This window comes from Streptomyces sp. NPDC021356 (assembly GCF_040641015.1).
In the GTDB taxonomy this organism is placed as follows: domain Bacteria; phylum Actinomycetota; class Actinomycetes; order Streptomycetales; family Streptomycetaceae; genus Streptomyces.
The window spans coordinates 1-14779 of the sequence record NZ_JBFACU010000013.1; the positions used below are offsets into that span (position 1 = coordinate 1).

13 protein-coding genes are annotated in these 14779 nt (G+C 73.4%); 6 read left to right on the top strand and 7 right to left on the bottom strand.

Going from position 1 to position 14779, the window contains the following annotated elements:
* Positions 1-130: 130 nt before the first annotated feature.
* A complete protein-coding gene (locus AB0G56_RS18985) occupies positions 131-1717 on the bottom strand; it encodes an acyl-CoA mutase large subunit family protein (RefSeq protein ID WP_360970539.1) in 1587 nt (528 codons plus the stop codon).
* A 102-nt stretch (positions 1718-1819) separates the two neighbouring features.
* Between AB0G56_RS18985 and AB0G56_RS18990 the strand changes: the two genes are divergently transcribed.
* Positions 1820-2515, top strand: coding sequence for a TetR/AcrR family transcriptional regulator (locus AB0G56_RS18990; protein WP_360970540.1), 696 nt, complete (start codon positions 1820-1822; stop codon positions 2513-2515).
* Positions 2516-2543: 28 nt separating this feature from the next.
* Here the strand turns inward: AB0G56_RS18990 and AB0G56_RS18995 are convergent, their stop codons facing one another.
* Positions 2544-3458: an AraC family transcriptional regulator gene (locus tag AB0G56_RS18995; RefSeq protein ID WP_360970542.1), complete on the bottom strand. Its 915-nt coding sequence runs from the start codon at positions 3456-3458 to the stop codon at positions 2544-2546.
* Positions 3459-3618: 160 nt separating this feature from the next.
* Here AB0G56_RS18995 and AB0G56_RS19000 point away from each other — a divergent pair, with 160 nt between their 5' ends.
* Both AB0G56_RS19000 and AB0G56_RS19005 read left to right on the top strand, forming a co-directional pair.
* Positions 3619-4224, top strand: a complete 606-nt coding sequence (locus AB0G56_RS19000; RefSeq protein ID WP_360970544.1) for a non-oxidative hydroxyarylic acid decarboxylases subunit B — start codon at positions 3619-3621, stop codon at positions 4222-4224.
* Positions 4225-4370: 146 nt separating this feature from the next.
* Positions 4371-5945, top strand: coding sequence for a UbiD family decarboxylase (locus tag AB0G56_RS19005; RefSeq protein ID WP_360970546.1), 1575 nt, complete (start codon positions 4371-4373; stop codon positions 5943-5945).
* 96 nt (positions 5946-6041) lie between these two features.
* On the opposite strand, the gene AB0G56_RS19010 is transcribed toward AB0G56_RS19005, so the two are convergent.
* Positions 6042-7091 carry an aldo/keto reductase gene (locus AB0G56_RS19010; protein WP_360970548.1) on the bottom strand — a complete coding sequence of 350 codons (1050 nt, stop codon included), beginning with the start codon at positions 7089-7091 and terminating at the stop codon, positions 6042-6044.
* A gap of 227 nt (positions 7092-7318) precedes the next feature.
* Here AB0G56_RS19010 and AB0G56_RS19015 point away from each other — a divergent pair, with 227 nt between their 5' ends.
* Positions 7319-7909, top strand: coding sequence for a helix-turn-helix domain-containing protein (locus tag AB0G56_RS19015; protein ID WP_360970550.1), 591 nt, complete (start codon positions 7319-7321; stop codon positions 7907-7909).
* A 245-nt stretch (positions 7910-8154) separates the two neighbouring features.
* Positions 8155-9408 (top strand): carboxylesterase family protein, encoded by a 1254-nt coding sequence (locus tag AB0G56_RS19020; RefSeq protein WP_360970552.1) that lies wholly within the window; start codon positions 8155-8157, stop codon positions 9406-9408.
* Positions 9409-9412: 4 nt separating this feature from the next.
* Here AB0G56_RS19020 and AB0G56_RS19025 read toward each other — a convergent pair whose 3' ends face one another.
* From AB0G56_RS19025 to AB0G56_RS19035, 3 genes are all read right to left on the bottom strand, one after another.
* On the bottom strand, positions 9413-10303 hold the full coding sequence (locus tag AB0G56_RS19025) for a CAP domain-containing protein (protein WP_360970553.1): 891 nt from the start codon (positions 10301-10303) through the stop codon (positions 9413-9415).
* Positions 10304-10698: 395 nt separating this feature from the next.
* Complete coding sequence (locus AB0G56_RS19030; RefSeq protein WP_360970878.1) at positions 10699-11877, bottom strand: cytochrome P450; 1179 nt, start codon at positions 11875-11877, stop codon at positions 10699-10701.
* A gap of 323 nt (positions 11878-12200) precedes the next feature.
* The gene (locus AB0G56_RS19035) at positions 12201-12872 is read right to left on the bottom strand and encodes a helix-turn-helix domain-containing protein (protein ID WP_360970555.1); all 672 of its coding nucleotides are present in this window, start codon (positions 12870-12872) and stop codon (positions 12201-12203) included.
* A 200-nt stretch (positions 12873-13072) separates the two neighbouring features.
* On the opposite strand from AB0G56_RS19035, the gene AB0G56_RS19040 reads away from it, so the two are divergent.
* The gene (locus AB0G56_RS19040) at positions 13073-14035 is read left to right on the top strand and encodes a zinc-binding dehydrogenase (protein WP_360970557.1); all 963 of its coding nucleotides are present in this window, start codon (positions 13073-13075) and stop codon (positions 14033-14035) included.
* Positions 14036-14143: 108 nt separating this feature from the next.
* Here AB0G56_RS19040 and AB0G56_RS19045 read toward each other — a convergent pair whose 3' ends face one another.
* Positions 14144-14776 (bottom strand): class I SAM-dependent methyltransferase, encoded by a 633-nt coding sequence (locus AB0G56_RS19045; protein WP_360970559.1) that lies wholly within the window; start codon positions 14774-14776, stop codon positions 14144-14146.
* Positions 14777-14779: the final 3 nt, after the last annotated feature.

Genomic DNA, 14779 nt, shown 5'->3' on the forward strand with positions numbered 1-14779 from the left:
TGCTTGGCGACCGCGCGGTCCGAGCCGGCGTGCGTGGCTTCCTCGATACGCCGTCGCAGATCCGCGAGCTTGCCCGCGGTCGTGTGGATGTCGATGTCGGTCACTGCTTGCTCCACCCGGTGTCTCGTCGTCAGAAGGTGTCATGGGGGACGTACACGCCCCATACGTCGCGCAGGGCGTGGGAGACCTCGCCGACCGTGGCGCGCAGGCGCAGGGCCTCGCGCATCGGGTGCAGGACGTTGTCGGTGCCCTGCGCGGCGGCGCGCAGGGCGTCCAGGGCGCGCCCGACGGCTCGGGCGTCCCGTTCCGCGCGCAGGACGGCCAGCCGTTCGCGCTGGTCGGTCTCGATCTGCGGGTCGACCCGCAGCGGCTCGTAGGGTTCCTCCTCGTCGAGCACGTACTTGTTGACCCCGACGACGGTCCGCTCCCGGTGGTCGATCTCCAGCGCGGTGCGGTAGGCGGACTTCTCGATCTCGCCCTTCTGGAAGCCCTGCTCGATCGCCGCCACCGCGCCGCCGCGGTCCTCGACGGCCCGGATCAGTTCCAGGACGGCCGCTTCCAGCTCGTCGGTCATGGACTCCATGACGTAGGACCCGGCGAACGGGTCGACGGTCTTGGTCACGTCGGTCTCGTAGGCGATGACCTGCTGGGTGCGCAGGGCGAGCCGGGCCGCCTTCTGCGTGGGCAGGGCGATCGCCTCGTCGTAGGAGTTGGTGTGCAGGGACTGCGTGCCGCCGAGGACCGCGCCCAGGCCCTGGAGGGCGACCCGGACGAGGTTGACCTCGGGCTGCTGCGCGGTGAGCTGGACACCCGCGGTCTGGGTGTGGAAGCGCAGCATCTGCGACTTGGGGTTCTCGGCCTTGAACTCGTCGCGCATGATGCGCGCCCAGATGCGGCGGGCGGCGCGGAACTTGGCGATCTCCTCCAGCAGCGTGGTGCGGGCGACGAAGAAGAACGACAGGCGCGGTGCGAAGTCGTCGACGTCCAGGCCCGCGGCGAGCGCCGTGCGGACGTACTCCTTGGCGTTGGCGAGCGTGAACGCGATCTCCTGCGCGGGCGTCGCACCGGCCTCGGCCATGTGGTACCCGGAGATGGAGATGGTGTTCCAGCGCGGCAGCTCCCGCCGGCAGTAGGCGAAGATGTCGCTGATCAGGCGCAGGGACTGCTGCGGCGGGAAGATGTAGGTGCCGCGGGCGATGTACTCCTTGAGCACGTCGTTCTGGATCGTGCCGGTCAACCGGTCGCCCGCCACGCCCTGTTCGGCCGCGACCAGCTGGTAGAGAAGGAGCAGCGTCGAGGCGGGGGCGTTGATCGTCATCGACGTCGACACCTTGTCCAGCGGCAGCCCCTGGAACAGCGTCCGCATGTCCTCGATCGAGTCGATCGCCACGCCGACCTTGCCCACCTCGCCGCGGGCGATGGCCTCGTCGGAGTCGTAGCCCATCTGCGTCGGCAGGTCGAAGGCGACACTCAGGCCGCCCGTCCCGGCGCGGACCAGCTCGTGGTAGCGCTCGTTGGACTCCTTGGCGGTGCCGAACCCGGCGTACTGCCGCATCGTCCACGGCCGACCGGTGTACATCGACGGGTACACGCCCCGCGTGAACGGGAACCGCCCCGGTGCGCCCAGTGCGGCGTCCGGGCCGGAGTCCGCCGGTGCCCAGCCGTCGTAGACCGGCTGGATCGGCAGTCCGGACTCGCTCCGTGCAACGGATTCCACGCCTGACCTCTCTCTGGTACTCGATCTCAGTACAACGGTACTCAGTACCGTTGTACGGGGCAAGTGGTCTCCGGGTGCCGGAACAGGGAAGGATGGGCGGTCATGAGCAAGACACCCACGCGGATCCGGCTGGCCGACGCCGCCTTCGCCCTCTTCGACGAGCGCGGATACGAGCAGACGACCGTCGACGACATCGCGGAACGGGCCGGAGTGGGACGCACGACGTTCTTCCGCCACTACCGGTCGAAGGAAGCGGTGATCTTCCCCGACCACGACCGGCTGCTGGAGCTCATCAGGGACCGGCTGGCGACCTCCAGCAACAGCACCGCCCTGGTCGCCGTGTCGGACGCGGTGCGCCTGGTCCTGCTCCACTACATCGAGGAGGGGGACCTCGCGCGGCGGCGCTACGCGCTCACCAGCAAGGTCGCGGTCCTGCGCGACCGGGAGATCGCCAGTGTGGCCCGCTACCAGCGGCTGTTTCGCGAATTCATCGCGGACTGGATGGGTGACCCGACGGCGACGGCGTCACTGCGGGCAGAACTGATGGCCGCGGCCGTCGTCGCGGCACACAACCACGTGCTGCGGCGGTGGCTGCGTGGCGAGTCCCGCGACGCCGTCGAAGAAGTCGACGAGGCGATGCGCGAGGTGCTCGCCCTCTTCCCGGCGCCCGCGGGGTCCTCGGGCCGCGCGGCGGGCCAGGACGGCGGCACCACCGTCGTCGCCTTCCGCACCGGGCAGGACCTGGACGCGCTGCTCCCGTCGCTGCGGCGGTTCATCGAAGGCACCCCGGGCGGCTGAGTACCGCGCCCGGAACGGTCCCCGCCCGTCAGGGCGCTCCGTGGGACGTGTCCGTGCGCGCCCGGCGGCGGAAACCGAGGGGTGTCTCCGTGGTGCGGTGGCGGAAGAAGCGGGTGAAGACCGTCGTGCTGGAGAAACCGAGCCGGTCCGCGATCGCGGACGCCGGCAGGTGTGTGTGCAGCAGCAGCCGCTTGGCCTCCAGGACCAGCCGGTCGTCGATGAACGCCTTGGCCCCGCGCCCGACCGCCGCGTTCGTGGCCCGGGTCAGCGAGCGCACGCTGTAGCCGAGCCGGGCCGCGTACGCCTCGACCTGGTGGTCACGGGTGAAGTCCTGCTCGACCGCGTCGCGGAAGCGGCGGAAGGACGCGTCGCCCGCATGCCTGCGCTGCCCGCCCGGCAGGTTCGCCAGGCGCAGCACGAGGACGGCCAGGAGATGCCGGACGAGTGCGACATGCACCTCCAGCGGCAGGTCGCGCAACTGGTGGTACTCGCTCTCCAACTGCTCCAGCGTCCGCTCCAGGGGCCGTGCGGCCTCGGGCGCGGGGGACATCGGCAGCCGCCAGGCCCTGCGGTCCAGATGCGCCCCGGCGACGGTGGCCGCATCGAGGAAGCTCGCCTGGAACAGGACCACCGAGGTGTCCGCGTCGGCCGCCCCGCCGCCGCTCTGGCCGGGGAACCGGACGAACTGGCCGGGCCGGACCCACAGCCAACTCCCGGCCGGCACCGCGCAGTCGGTGGTGTCCACCACGCAACGCAGCAGCCCCGAGCGCACGGCCAGCAGCAGGTGGAACTCCAGCCGTACGGGCGCGTCGGCCGCCACCCCCAGACGCCCGATCCGAGTGAGCAGCCCGGGCAGGCCGGTCACCTCCACGCCGGGCGGACCGCCAGGAGTGGTGGGGAAGGGGAAGGCGACGGGGCCGCGATCCTGTCCGTTTCTGCTCATCGCGTGCCCGAGTCTATCGCCGACGCCCGCCAAGGCATCCCTAGCGTGAACTGTGCAAGGGCCGGGGAACGGGCACGGTGGTGACCGCTTGCCCCAGCCCGGGTGACTGATTCTGCGCACGTGCAACCGGGCCGTGCGCCGAGCGGAGGAGGAACGGCGGATGCGGCTGATCGTGGGAATGACCGGGGCGACCGGGGCCGTGCTCGGAGTGCGGCTGCTGGAGCGGCTCGCCGCCGACCCGCAGATCGAGACCCACCTGGTGATCAGCCGCTGGGCGCGCGCGACGATCGAGCTGGAGACGGACCGCACCGTCGGCGAGGTGAGCGCGCTGGCCGACGTCGTCCACCGTCCGGGGGACCAGGGAGCGCCCTTGTCCTCCGGGTCCTTCCGCACCGACGGCATGGTGATCGTGCCGTGCAGCATGAAGACGCTGGCGGGGATCCGCGCGGGCCACGCCGACGGGCTCGTGGGGCGCGCGGCGGACGTCGTGCTCAAGGAGGGCCGGCCTCTCGTCCTGGTCCCGCGCGAGACACCGCTCAACGAGATCCACCTGGAGAACATGCTCGCCCTCGCCCGGACGGGCGTACGCATCGTTCCTCCGATGCCCGCCTTCTACAACCGTCCGCGCACCATCGACGACCTCGTCGACCACCTGGTGGTACGCGTCCTCGACCAGCTCGGCGTCGAGACAGCGCATCAGGGGCGATGGACCGGGATGCGGCCCGCGCGGGCCGAGCGGACCGCCGGCCCCACGCGCACCGCCTGACCGGCCAAGACGCACCGAACGGCAGACGCGAGCCGGAGCCGGCCGGCAGACACGAGCCGGCCGGCAAAGACGCACCGACCGAACAAGACGCACCGACCGAACAAGACGCACCGACCGGACAAGACGAACAGGAGCACGACCGAACCATGACCCCGTCCACCCCCGACCGGCATCCGGTCACCCGCCTCCCCGCCCCCCACGGCAGCCATGACCTCGGACCGACCGCCCTGGACACCGACCCCGCCCCCGCCCCCGCGCTCGACTTCCGGGCCTTCGTCGAGCGGCTGCTGGCCGACGGCGATGCGGTGGAGGTCGTACGGAGCGTCGATCCGCACCTCGAAGTGGGTGCCGTGACCCGCCGTGCGTACGAGACGGGCGCCCCCGCCCCCTTGTTCACCTCGCTCACCGGCACCGCCCCCGGCCACCGCGTCCTGGGTGCTCCGGCCGGACTCGGTGACCCGCGTTCGGGCGCCGCCCACGCACGGCTCGCCGCACATGTCGGGCTGCCCCGTACCGCCGGGCCGCGCCGGATCGTGGAGCACCTCGTCGCCGCCAAGCAGGCGGACCCCGTCCCGCCCGTCGAGGTCACCACCGGCCCGTGCAAGCAGAACGTCCGCACCGGCGACGCCGTCGACCTGGAGGCCTTCCCCGTTCCCCTGCTCCACCAGGAGGACGGCGGGCGGTACTTCGGCACGTACGGCTTCCACGTGGTCCGTACCCCGGACGGGTCGTGGACGAGCTGGTCGGTGGCCCGCACCATGCTGCACGACCGCAGGACCCTGGTCGGTCCCGCCATGCCGCAGCAACACGTCGGAATGATCCGGGAGACGTGGCGCGAGAGGGGGCAGCACACACCCTGGGCGATGGTCCTCGGTGCGCCGCCCGCGGCGCTCGCCGCCGCGGGGATGCCGCTGCCGGCACACGTCGACGAGGACGGCTATGTCGGCGCGCTCACCGGGCGGCCCGTCGAGGTGGTCCGCGCCGAGACGAACGGGCTGCACGTGCCCGCGAACGCCGAGATCGTCCTGGAGGGCTACCTCAGCAGCGACGAGACCGCCGACGAGGGGCCGATGGGGGAGTACCACGGGTACTCCTTCCCGGACGGCAGGAAGCAGCCCGTCTTCCACGTCGAGGCCGTCACCTACCGCGACGATCCGATCCTGCCGGTCTGCGCGGCCGGGGTGCCGCCGGAGGAGAACCACACGATCTGGGGCACCATGATCGCGGCAGCCGCCCTCGACGCGCTGCGCGCCGCGGGGCTGCCGGTCACCCTGGCCTGGTGCCCGTACGAGGCCGCCACCTGCTGGCTCGCTGTGTCCCTCGACCGCGCCCGGCGCGTCCGACTTGGCTTGGAACGCGCGGAGTTGATCCGGGCGATCGCCGACGTGCTGTTCGCCTCGCACGCCGGCTGGCTCGTGCCCAAGGTGATCGTCGTCGACGACGACATCGACGTCACCGACATCCGGCAGGTCGTCTGGGCCCTGGCGACGCGCGGCCACCCCGACACCGGCCACCACACCTTCCCCGAGGCCCCGGGCATTCCGATGGTCCCCTACCTCACCCCCGAGGAGGCCGGCGCCGCCCGGGGCGGCAAGTCGGTGACGGACTGCCTGCTGCCGGACACCTTCCGGGGCACCACCGCCTCCTTCCGCACGTCCTACCCCCGCGACCTGCGGGAGCACGTCCTGGCGAACTGGACCGGCTACGGCTACAGCGCCTGACGGGCCGGACCGGGCCGGGCGAGGACGGGACGAGGCAGGGGGGACAGGGGGGAGGGGCGGGGCGCAGGCGGGGCGGAGCAGGCAGCCCCGCCCGGCTCACCCGACGGCGGCGCGGCGGCGGCGTCCCGGGTCGGCCAGTACGTCCGCGTGGTAGCCCGTGTCCTCGGGGTTGAGGTCGGTGCCCGGCGCCACGATGCGGTCGATGCGGTCCAGCACGGCGGGCTCCAGGACGATGTCCGCGGCGCTCAGATGGTCGCGCAGGTGCGCGGCCGTACGGGGGCCGATGATCGCCGCGGTGACGGCGGGGTGCGTGGTGACGAACGCCAGCGCCAGCTGGATCAGCGTCAGGCCCGCCTCGTCGGCCGTGCGGGCGAGTTCGGTGGCGGCGTCGAGCTTGGCCTGGTTGCCCGGAACGTCGAGGTCGTAGTGGGAGAGCGTGGTACGGAAGGGCATCGTCCGGGTGCGGTGGCTGGACGGGCCGGCCGCGTCGCGGCGCCAGCGGCCGGAGAGCCACCCCCCGGCCAGCGGGCTCCAGGCCAGCACGCCCATCCGGTACGTCTCACAGGTGGGCAGCACATCACCCTCCACGCCCCGGGCCAGGAGCGAGTACGGCGGCTGTTCGCACACGAAGCGCTCGCTGCTGCGCCGTTCGGCGGTCCACTGTGCCCGCACGATCGCCGAGGGCGCGAACGTCGAGGACCCCGCGTAGCGGATCTTGCCCGCGCGGACGAGGTCGGAGAGCGCGCCCAGGGTCTCGTCGAGGTCGGTGGCGGGGTCGGGCCGGTGCACCTGGTACAGGTCGATGTGATCGGTGCCCAGGCGGCGCAGGCTCTCCTCGCAGGCCCGCACGATCCAGCGCCGCGAGGCACCGCGCTGGTTGGGGCCGGGGCCCATCGGGCTCGACACCTTGGTCGCCAGGACGACCTCGTCGCGCCGTCCGGCGATCGCCTTCCCGACGATGGTCTCGGACTCGCCGTCCGCGTACACGTCGGCCGTGTCGATGATGTTGACGCCGGCGTCGAGCGCCGTGCGGATGATGCCGACCGAGTCGTCGTGATCGGGGTTTCCCCACTTCCCGAACATCATCGCGCCCAGACAGAGCGTGCTGACCTGGACTCCTGTACTACCCAGCGTGCGGTACCGCATGGCGTGGGCGCCCCTTCCGTGGTCGCGGCGGTGCGACGGACGGACGGCGGCGAGCTGCTACCGTCCGGGTCAAGCGGAGCCGGGTCCGCTTGGCCGCCACCGTAAGCGGAGTCGGCTCCGCATAGCAAGCCGACCGCATAGCAAGCCGACCGCACAGCAAGCCGACCGCTCAGCGAAACCGATCGCACAGCAAACCGGCCGCACAGCAAGCCGAGAGGAAGAACCGCATGCCTGATCCGTCCGGCCGCCCCGTCCGGGCCGACGCGCGGGCCAACGAGGACAAGCTGCTCGCCGCCGCCGCCCTGGTGTTCGCGCGGGACGGCGCCGCCGCGACCCTGAAGCAGATCGCCAAGGACGCGGGCGTCGGCATCGCCACCTTGTACCGGCGCTTCCCCACCCGCGAGCAACTAGTCGACGCCACCTACCGCTACGAGACGGCCCGGCTCGGCGCCCGGACCTCCCCCCTCCTGCGCGAACTGCCCGCCGACCGGGCCCTTCGGGTGTGGATGTCCGAGGTGCTGGACTACCTGGCCGCCAAGCACGGCATGGCGGACACGCTCAAGACACTCCTGCGGGACGACGAGCGGCTGGGATCGCAGACGCGCGAGCAACTGACCGGCGCGGTCGAGGAGTTCCGCCTCGCCGCCGTCGCCCAGGGGGTCATCCGAGCGGACGTGTCCGCGCCCGACATCCTCATGTCCCTGGCGGGTGTCACCCTCGTGGCCGGGGCCGTCCCCCAGCGAGCCCAGGCCGAGCGACTGCTTGACCTGCTCATGGACGGCATCACCCGCCCGGACAGATGGGGTGGGAGGGACTGATCCCTGACGCTTCGGCAGCACCCTCCCGCCGCCTCCGCGGCGACCTCGGCCTGACCCGTCCTCGCCCGGCACCTCCTCACGTTCCAGGGCGTCGACCGCTGCCGACGGGTCGACGGTGCCCGCGCCCGAGAACGGGCGACCAGCCGTCACCATGGGGTAGGCCGTCGTGACCAGCCGCGCCCGCACCTGCGCGGGCGCCGGCGGTCGGCCGGGCGCCCCCGCACCCCCGAACTCGAAGGAGAAACATGAACGACGCGACCGTCTTCCGCACCGGCCCCCTCCGCTTCGCCACCGCCGAACGCTTCGCCCCGCCCCGACCCGTGCCCGGCGGCGGGGCGGCCGTGCCGGACGGCGCCATCTGCCCGCAGCCGCCGTCCCGGCTCGACGCCGTGATGGGCCCGCCCCACGACCGCCGCCCGCAGGGCGAGGACTGCCTCCACCTGACGGTCACCTCCCCGGCCGCCCCCGCGTCGGAGACCGGGAACGCCGGTGCGGCCGGGAACGCCCGCGAGGCCGGTCGCCCGGTGCTGCTGTGGTTCCACGGCGGCGGCTTCAGCAGCGGGGCCGGCATCCTCGACTGGTACGACGGCGGTTCGCTCGCCGCGGAGCAGGACGTGGTCGTCGTCAGCGCCGGCTACCGGCTCGGTGCGCTCGGGTACCTCGTCCTCGACGGCGTCAGCGAGGGCAACCTCGGCCTGCGCGACCAACTGGAGGCGCTGCGCTGGACGCGTGACAACATCGCACGGTACGGCGGCGACCCCCGCAACATCACGCTCGTCGGCCAGTCGGCCGGCGCCGTGTCCATCCTGCTGCTCATGCGGATGCCCGAGGCGCGCGGCCTGTTCCGCCGGGCGGTGCTGCAGAGCGCGCCGCTGTCCCTCGCGACCCGTCCGCGCGCCGAGGCACGTGAGATCGGCCGGATCTTCGCCGCCCGCCTCGGCGGTGATCCCCGCACCGCCCCGCCCGCCGACCTGCTGGCCGCCCAGGCCCGTACCGCCGCCGAGCAGCAGCGTCGTACCGGCAGCTTCCTGGTGCCGCCGTTCGGCCCGGTCGAAGGCACCGACCCGCTCCCCGGCGAGGGCACACCACTCACCTTCGACGACGGCGCCCCGGACGTGCTGTACGGCTGGAACGCCGACGACATGTCAGCGTTCCCCGAAGGCCCCCGGGACACGGGAGGCACCGCGGAACGCACCCGGCGCACCTACGAGGAACCGCTGAGCGCCCTGCGCGCGGAACTGGAACGGGCCGGCGCCCGCGTCCACGGTTACCGCCTCGACTGGCGCCCGCCGGGCTCCCCCTACGGCGCCACCCACTGCGTGGAGATCCCCCTGCTGCTCGGGGCGGCGGACGCCTGGCGGGACGCGCCGATGCTGGGCCGGCTCGACTGGACGGAGGTGGACGCCCTGGGCCGGGGCGTGCGCGAGGCCTGGGCCTCCTTCGCCCGCACGGGCGACCCGGGCCCCCTGCCGGCGCCCCTCACGGCGCTCGCTCGCTGACGCCTCAGCGGCTGGTGGCGAAGTCCTGCGTCCAGTAGGCGCCGGGCTGGGCCAGCCCGACACCGATCTCCTTGAAGGAGCAGTTGAGGATGTTGGCCTTGTGGCCGGGGCTCGCCATCCAGGCCGCCATGACCTGCTCCGGGGTGGAGTAACCGTAGGCGACGTTCTCGCCGTAGGTGCTCCAGACGTAGCCCGCACGGGTGATGCGGTCGCCCGGGGCGGACCCGTCGGAGCCGGTGTGCGACATGTTCTGGTGGGCCGCCATGTCCTCGCTGTGCGCCTGGGCCGCCTCGGCCAGCGTCGGGTTGGCGGTCAGGGCTGAGCAACCGGCCTGCGCGCGCTGGGCGTTGACCAGTTCCAGAACGCGGGCGACGACAGCCGTGGACGCGGTCGCACCCGTCTGCGGGCTGCTGGAGGCCACCGGGGCAGGGGCGGTGGAGGCGGCGGTGGCCGGGGTGGTGTGCGGGCGCACGGGGGCACTCGCGGCGGCGGTCGAGGGGGTCGCGGGGGCGGTGGCCTTCCGCACGGCGCTGGAGGAGAGCGGCTTGACGGCGTGCCGGGCCGGGGTGCTCCGCGGGCGCGGCGGAGCAGTGGTCCTCGCACTCCTGGTGCCGGGCGCGGTCACGGTGGGCCGGGGAGTACTCGTGCGGGCGGACGCGGTCGGTGACGCGGCCGGGGTCGGCTCGCCGCTTCCGGCGCGGGCGCCGGAGTCGTCCCACGCCGCGGGGTTCCACTGGACCGGGGTCGTCCGCCTGGCCACGCCGTGCGACGGGTGTGACCCGCTGCCCGGCCAGCCACCGCAGGCCAGAGCGGCGGACGGGATGCCGACGGCGCCGACGGCTACGGCGGCTATGGCTATCCGCCGGTGATGCTGATGCTTGCGGTGCTTGCCCATGCGTGACCTCACTCGGTAGTCGCCGAGCGCCCTTCAACCGGGCGGCTCTTCGGGAGTCCGTCCTGTGAACTGCGGCGATGCCTGCGGTTCGTCATCTTGGGACGGCGGCGAGCGGGACCGCAAAGGGCCTCACTACTACCGAGCCTCGTAGGCCGGAGCGGTCTTGCGGCGCCGAGGGGAACGTGCTTGATCACGTGTGTCCGGCCTGCGCGATGGGCTGGCCGTGCGTCAGAAGCTCGGCGGCGGCGGGCGAGAGGGCGCGAGGGTGCCCGGCTGCGGAGCGTCACCCCGCCTGCCGCCCGGCGTGCCCTCACCAAGCCGGACAAGTCCCCCATGTCGGCAGAGCGGCACCTACTATCGGCGGGGCCTAATACCGTAATGCGCTGTGACTGATGTCACGGCGTGGCGGTCGGCCGCAGACGTACGGGGATCGTCTGGTGCCCGTTGCTGATGAGTGAGGGAAGCGGTGGCAACTGGTCGACCGGAGCGGCGAGTCGGATGTCGGGGAACCGGTCGAAGAGCAGCCGCAGCGCGGTGGTGACCTCCAGCCGCGCCAGCGGGGCACCGAGGCAGAAGTGCACGCCGTATCCGAAGGCCATGTGGTCCTTGGCCGGCCGGGTGACGTCGAAGCGGTCGGCGCTGGCGCCGTGCCAGCCGGGGTGGCGGTTGGCGGCGGCGTAGGAGGTGAGGATGGCGTCGCCCCGCGGGATGACCTGTCCGTCGGGCAGGGGAATGTCCCGCACGGCGTAGCGCAGCGGGAGGTGCTTGACGGCGGGTTCGTGCCGCAGCGTCTCCTCGACGACGTCGGACCAGTCCGCGTGGCCGGCCCGGACCAGGGCGAGTTGGGCGGGGTCGGAGAGCAGGGCGGTGACCGCCTGGTCGATGACATTGACGGTGGTCTCGTACCCGGCGGAGATCATCAGCAGCAGGGTGTCGCGCAGTTCGGTGCCGGACAGGCCGTCGCCGTCGCCCTCCTCGTCGCGGGCGGCGACCAGGAGAGAGGTCATGTCGTCGCCGGGCTCGGCCCGCTTGACGGCGATCAGCCGGTCCAGAGCCTGGAAGACGGCGGCCGTGTTCGCGAGGGCCTGCTCGGTGGTGAGGGTGGTGTCGAAGATGCCGTCGACCATGGTGCGAAACCCGTCGCGCTGGCCCTCGGGCACGCCCATGAGGCGGCTGATCACGGTGATCGGCAGCGGGTGGGCGAGGCGTGCGCGCAGGTCGACGCCGTCCGCGGCGGGCAGAGCGGAGAGCGCGTCGAGGAGGGCGCTGACCGTCGCCTCGACGGTGGGGCGCAGGGCTTCGACGCGGCGGGCACTGAAGGCGGGCGCGATCATACGGCGCAGCCGGCGGTGTTCGTCGCCGTAGGCGGTGAACATGTTGTCCGCCGTGATCCAGAGGGCGAGCGGCCAGGTGGAGACGGTCGCCGCGTAGGCGGGCCAGTGCTTGACGGCGTCCTTGGAGACGTCGGGGCTGGTCAACAGGCGTTTGAGGACGGCGGGGTCGGTCACGGCCCACGCGGTCACCCCGAGGATGTCCACGCGCGCGGCGGCCCCGCGGGCGCGTAACGCCCGCATCTCGGCGTGGTGGTCGGCGCCGGTGGGGTCGAGGACGATCAGGGGCTGCTGCTCGTTCACGGAGTGTCTCCTTCTGCGGGTGGGGGCGGCTCGCTTCCACAGACGGGTGTGCGAGGGTGCAGCGGACTTCGTTCTCCGGGCCGCCTTGTAGGTTAGGGCGATCGGCCCGTCAGTGACAGGGTGCCGCCGGTGCCGCGCGGGGCGGCGGGGCTCCCGAGAGCGGGAGGGGCTCGGCACGATGCCGCGCCCCCGCTGTACGAACCGGGCCCGCCTCAGGGGCTCAGGAGCTCGGTGGCTCGGGGACCGAGGGGGGGCTCGGGTGTTCAAGAGGTGGTGCCGGCGTGCCCGCCTCTCCGCCCGCATCCCGCGTGCGCGAACCGCAGGGGGGCGGCCGGTGGGAGCGGGCTCGGCGTTCCCGCCCCCGGTACGGCGCTGAACGCCTCGATCACGTAGGCGGCGAAGCGGCGGGAGGCCGTGAGCCGGGTGGCGAGCGGCGCGTCCTGGACGCCCCGGTGGGCCATGAGCATCAGGACCAGGTCGTCGACGACGAAGCCGGGACGCAGCCGGCCGGCCTCCTGGGCGCGGCGGGCCAGGACGGTGACCGCGCGCAGGGACCGCTCCTGGTCGGCGGTGAAGTCCAGGATCTCGGGGAAGGCCGTCATGAAGGCGTCCGCGAACCCCCGGCTGTGCGCGTGCAGTTCGCAGATCCGCTCGACCATGCCCCGGAAGCCGTGCCACGGGTCCGTGTCCGCGAGGGCGTCGTCGACGGCGGCACGACAGGCCTGCCGCTGCTCGGCGAAGGTCTGCACGAGCAGGGCCTGCTTGGTCGGGAAGTGCCGGTACAGCGTGGCGGGGCCGACGCCTGCCCGGCGGGCGACCTCGCGCACGGGCGCGCCCAGCCCGTCCTCGCCGAACACCGCGCGGGCGGCGTCGAGGATGCGGGCCCGGTTGTCGCGGACGTCGGAGCGCACGGACTGAGGCAAACGGCTGGTCATCGCTCTCACTTTAGCCAAACGAGCCGGGGCGTCCCATACGGTCCGATGGCGGCGGTCGGTGACGGCCGGGCGGTGGCGCCGCCCCGTCCCGGCAGCCTTCCGGTGATGCCCCGGACCGCGTGTCCCGGCTCGCCGCACCCGGCCGCGCCGAACGTGTGCCGCGGCTGTGATCCGTCCGTTCACCGAAGTGAGGAGCAGCGATGAAAGCCGTCGTGATCAGGGAGTTCGGAGATCCTGATGGTCTGGAGGTCGTCGACGTGCCCGCGCCCGGCGCCGGCCCGGGGCAGGTGCTGATCGCCACGGAGGCGATGGGGGTGGGCGGCGTGGACGCCGTGATCCGCCGGGGCGTGCTCGCCGCGTACGGCTTCCGGGAGGGCCATCTCCTCGGCAGCGAGGTGGCGGGACGCGTCGTCGCGGTGGGGGAGGGCGTGGACGCCTCGTGGACCGGGCGGCGAGTGTGGGCTTTCACCGGCCTGTCCGGGGGGTACGCCGAGCAGGCCGTCGCCGCGGTCGAGGACGTCCTTCCGCTGCCCGAAGGACTGACCTGCGCCGACGCGGTGACGCTCGGCGGTTCCGGCGTGGTCGCCCACTTCGCCCTCGACCGAGCGCGTCTCGCGCCCGGCGAGACGGTGCTCGTGCGCGGCGCGGCGGGCAGCATCGGAGTCGCGGCGGTCCAGCTCGCGGCCGGGAGTGGTGCGGGCGCGGTGGCGGTCACCACCTCATCGGTGGAGCGTGGTGCCCGCCTGCGGGACCTGGGCGCGACCCACGTCCTCGACCGCTCGGGGGAGGGCGGTCCGCAGACACCCTCGGGCTTCGACGTGGTCATCGACGTCGTGGGGGGTCCCCAGCTCCCCCGGTTCCTGACGAGGCTCAACTCCAACGGGCGGTACGTGGCCCTCGGCGTGGTCGGCGGTCCGCCGCCGGCGGACTTCGGCATCCGCTTGATGGACGCCTTCCGCAAGTCCCTGTCGTTCGCCGCCTTCAGCCTCGACACCGTGCCCGGCCCCGACCGGCAGGCCGTGCGGTCCTCCCAGTTCGCCGCTGCCGCGCGCGGGGACCTGCGCACGGCCGTGCACGAGGTGCTGCCGTTGGACCAGGCGGCGTCGGCCCACCGGGCGATGGACGCGGGCGAGGTGTTCGGCAGGATCGTGCTGGTCCCCTGAACGCGGCAGCGTTTCCGGTAGGTGAGCCCGGAGCAGCCGCAGGGGTGACCGGCGCCGTGCGCCGCGTGCCGCGCCCCGCCGGACCGCCTACGGGTCCGGAGCGCCGGGTCAGGGCCGCCCGGCCGGTCTCACGGCCGAGGTGACGACCACACGGCGGCCACCGAGGACGTGGACGCGGGAGACGGCGTCGGTGAAACCGTTCGCGGCGGCCCAGGCACAGGCCTCCTCGGCGCTGCGTGGCAGCGGGACGTCCGCCGCCAGCAGCGCGCGGAAGCGTGCCGACGGCCGGAAGTGCGTGGCCGACGGCAGGGTGAACCCCACCCGGCCCCCCGGGCGCAGTGCGCGCCGCCAGTCGGCCACCGCCCGGCCGCCCAGGAAGTGCAGCGAGGAGGCGCACAGGACGACGTCGAGACAGTGGTCGGCGACCGGCAGCGGCACGGCGTCCGCGAGACGCCAGTCGATCGCCGACCTCCGCACCCCCGACGACGCGGCACGTGCCCGGCCCGTCTCGATCATGCGGGGCGACACGTCGACGGCGAGGACGGGTGGTGCGTCCGCAGGGCGGTGACGCGCGAGGAGCAGGGACACGGCGCCCGCGCCGCAGGCCACGTCGGCCACGGCGGCCGTCGGGCCCGGACCGGTCAGGGCCAGCAGGGCCCGCGCGACCTCCTCGTGGTGCTCGTGGTCGTAAGCGGGGGCGAGTTCGTCGAAGACCCCGGCCAGGGCGGCGCTCTGCGTCACCGG

Excerpts from the sequence above, each read along its gene's own strand:
- AB0G56_RS18990 (WP_360970540.1), top strand. The coding sequence starts at position 1,820 with ATGAGCAAGACACCCACGCGGATCCGGCTGGCCGACGCCGCCTTCGCC.
- AB0G56_RS18995 (WP_360970542.1), bottom strand. The coding sequence starts at position 3,458 with ATGAGCAGAAACGGACAGGATCGCGGCCCCGTCGCCTTCCCCTTCCCC.
- AB0G56_RS19000 (WP_360970544.1), top strand. The coding sequence starts at position 3,619 with ATGCGGCTGATCGTGGGAATGACCGGGGCGACCGGGGCCGTGCTCGGA.
- AB0G56_RS19005 (WP_360970546.1), top strand. The coding sequence starts at position 4,371 with ATGACCCCGTCCACCCCCGACCGGCATCCGGTCACCCGCCTCCCCGCC.
- AB0G56_RS19010 (WP_360970548.1), bottom strand. The coding sequence starts at position 7,091 with ATGCGGTACCGCACGCTGGGTAGTACAGGAGTCCAGGTCAGCACGCTC.
- AB0G56_RS19015 (WP_360970550.1), top strand. The coding sequence starts at position 7,319 with ATGCCTGATCCGTCCGGCCGCCCCGTCCGGGCCGACGCGCGGGCCAAC.
- AB0G56_RS19020 (WP_360970552.1), top strand. The coding sequence starts at position 8,155 with ATGAACGACGCGACCGTCTTCCGCACCGGCCCCCTCCGCTTCGCCACC.
- AB0G56_RS19025 (WP_360970553.1), bottom strand. The coding sequence starts at position 10,303 with ATGGGCAAGCACCGCAAGCATCAGCATCACCGGCGGATAGCCATAGCC.
- AB0G56_RS19030 (WP_360970878.1), bottom strand. The coding sequence starts at position 11,877 with ATGCGGGCGTTACGCGCCCGCGGGGCCGCCGCGCGCGTGGACATCCTC.
- AB0G56_RS19035 (WP_360970555.1), bottom strand. The coding sequence starts at position 12,872 with ATGACCAGCCGTTTGCCTCAGTCCGTGCGCTCCGACGTCCGCGACAAC.
- AB0G56_RS19040 (WP_360970557.1), top strand. The coding sequence starts at position 13,073 with ATGAAAGCCGTCGTGATCAGGGAGTTCGGAGATCCTGATGGTCTGGAG.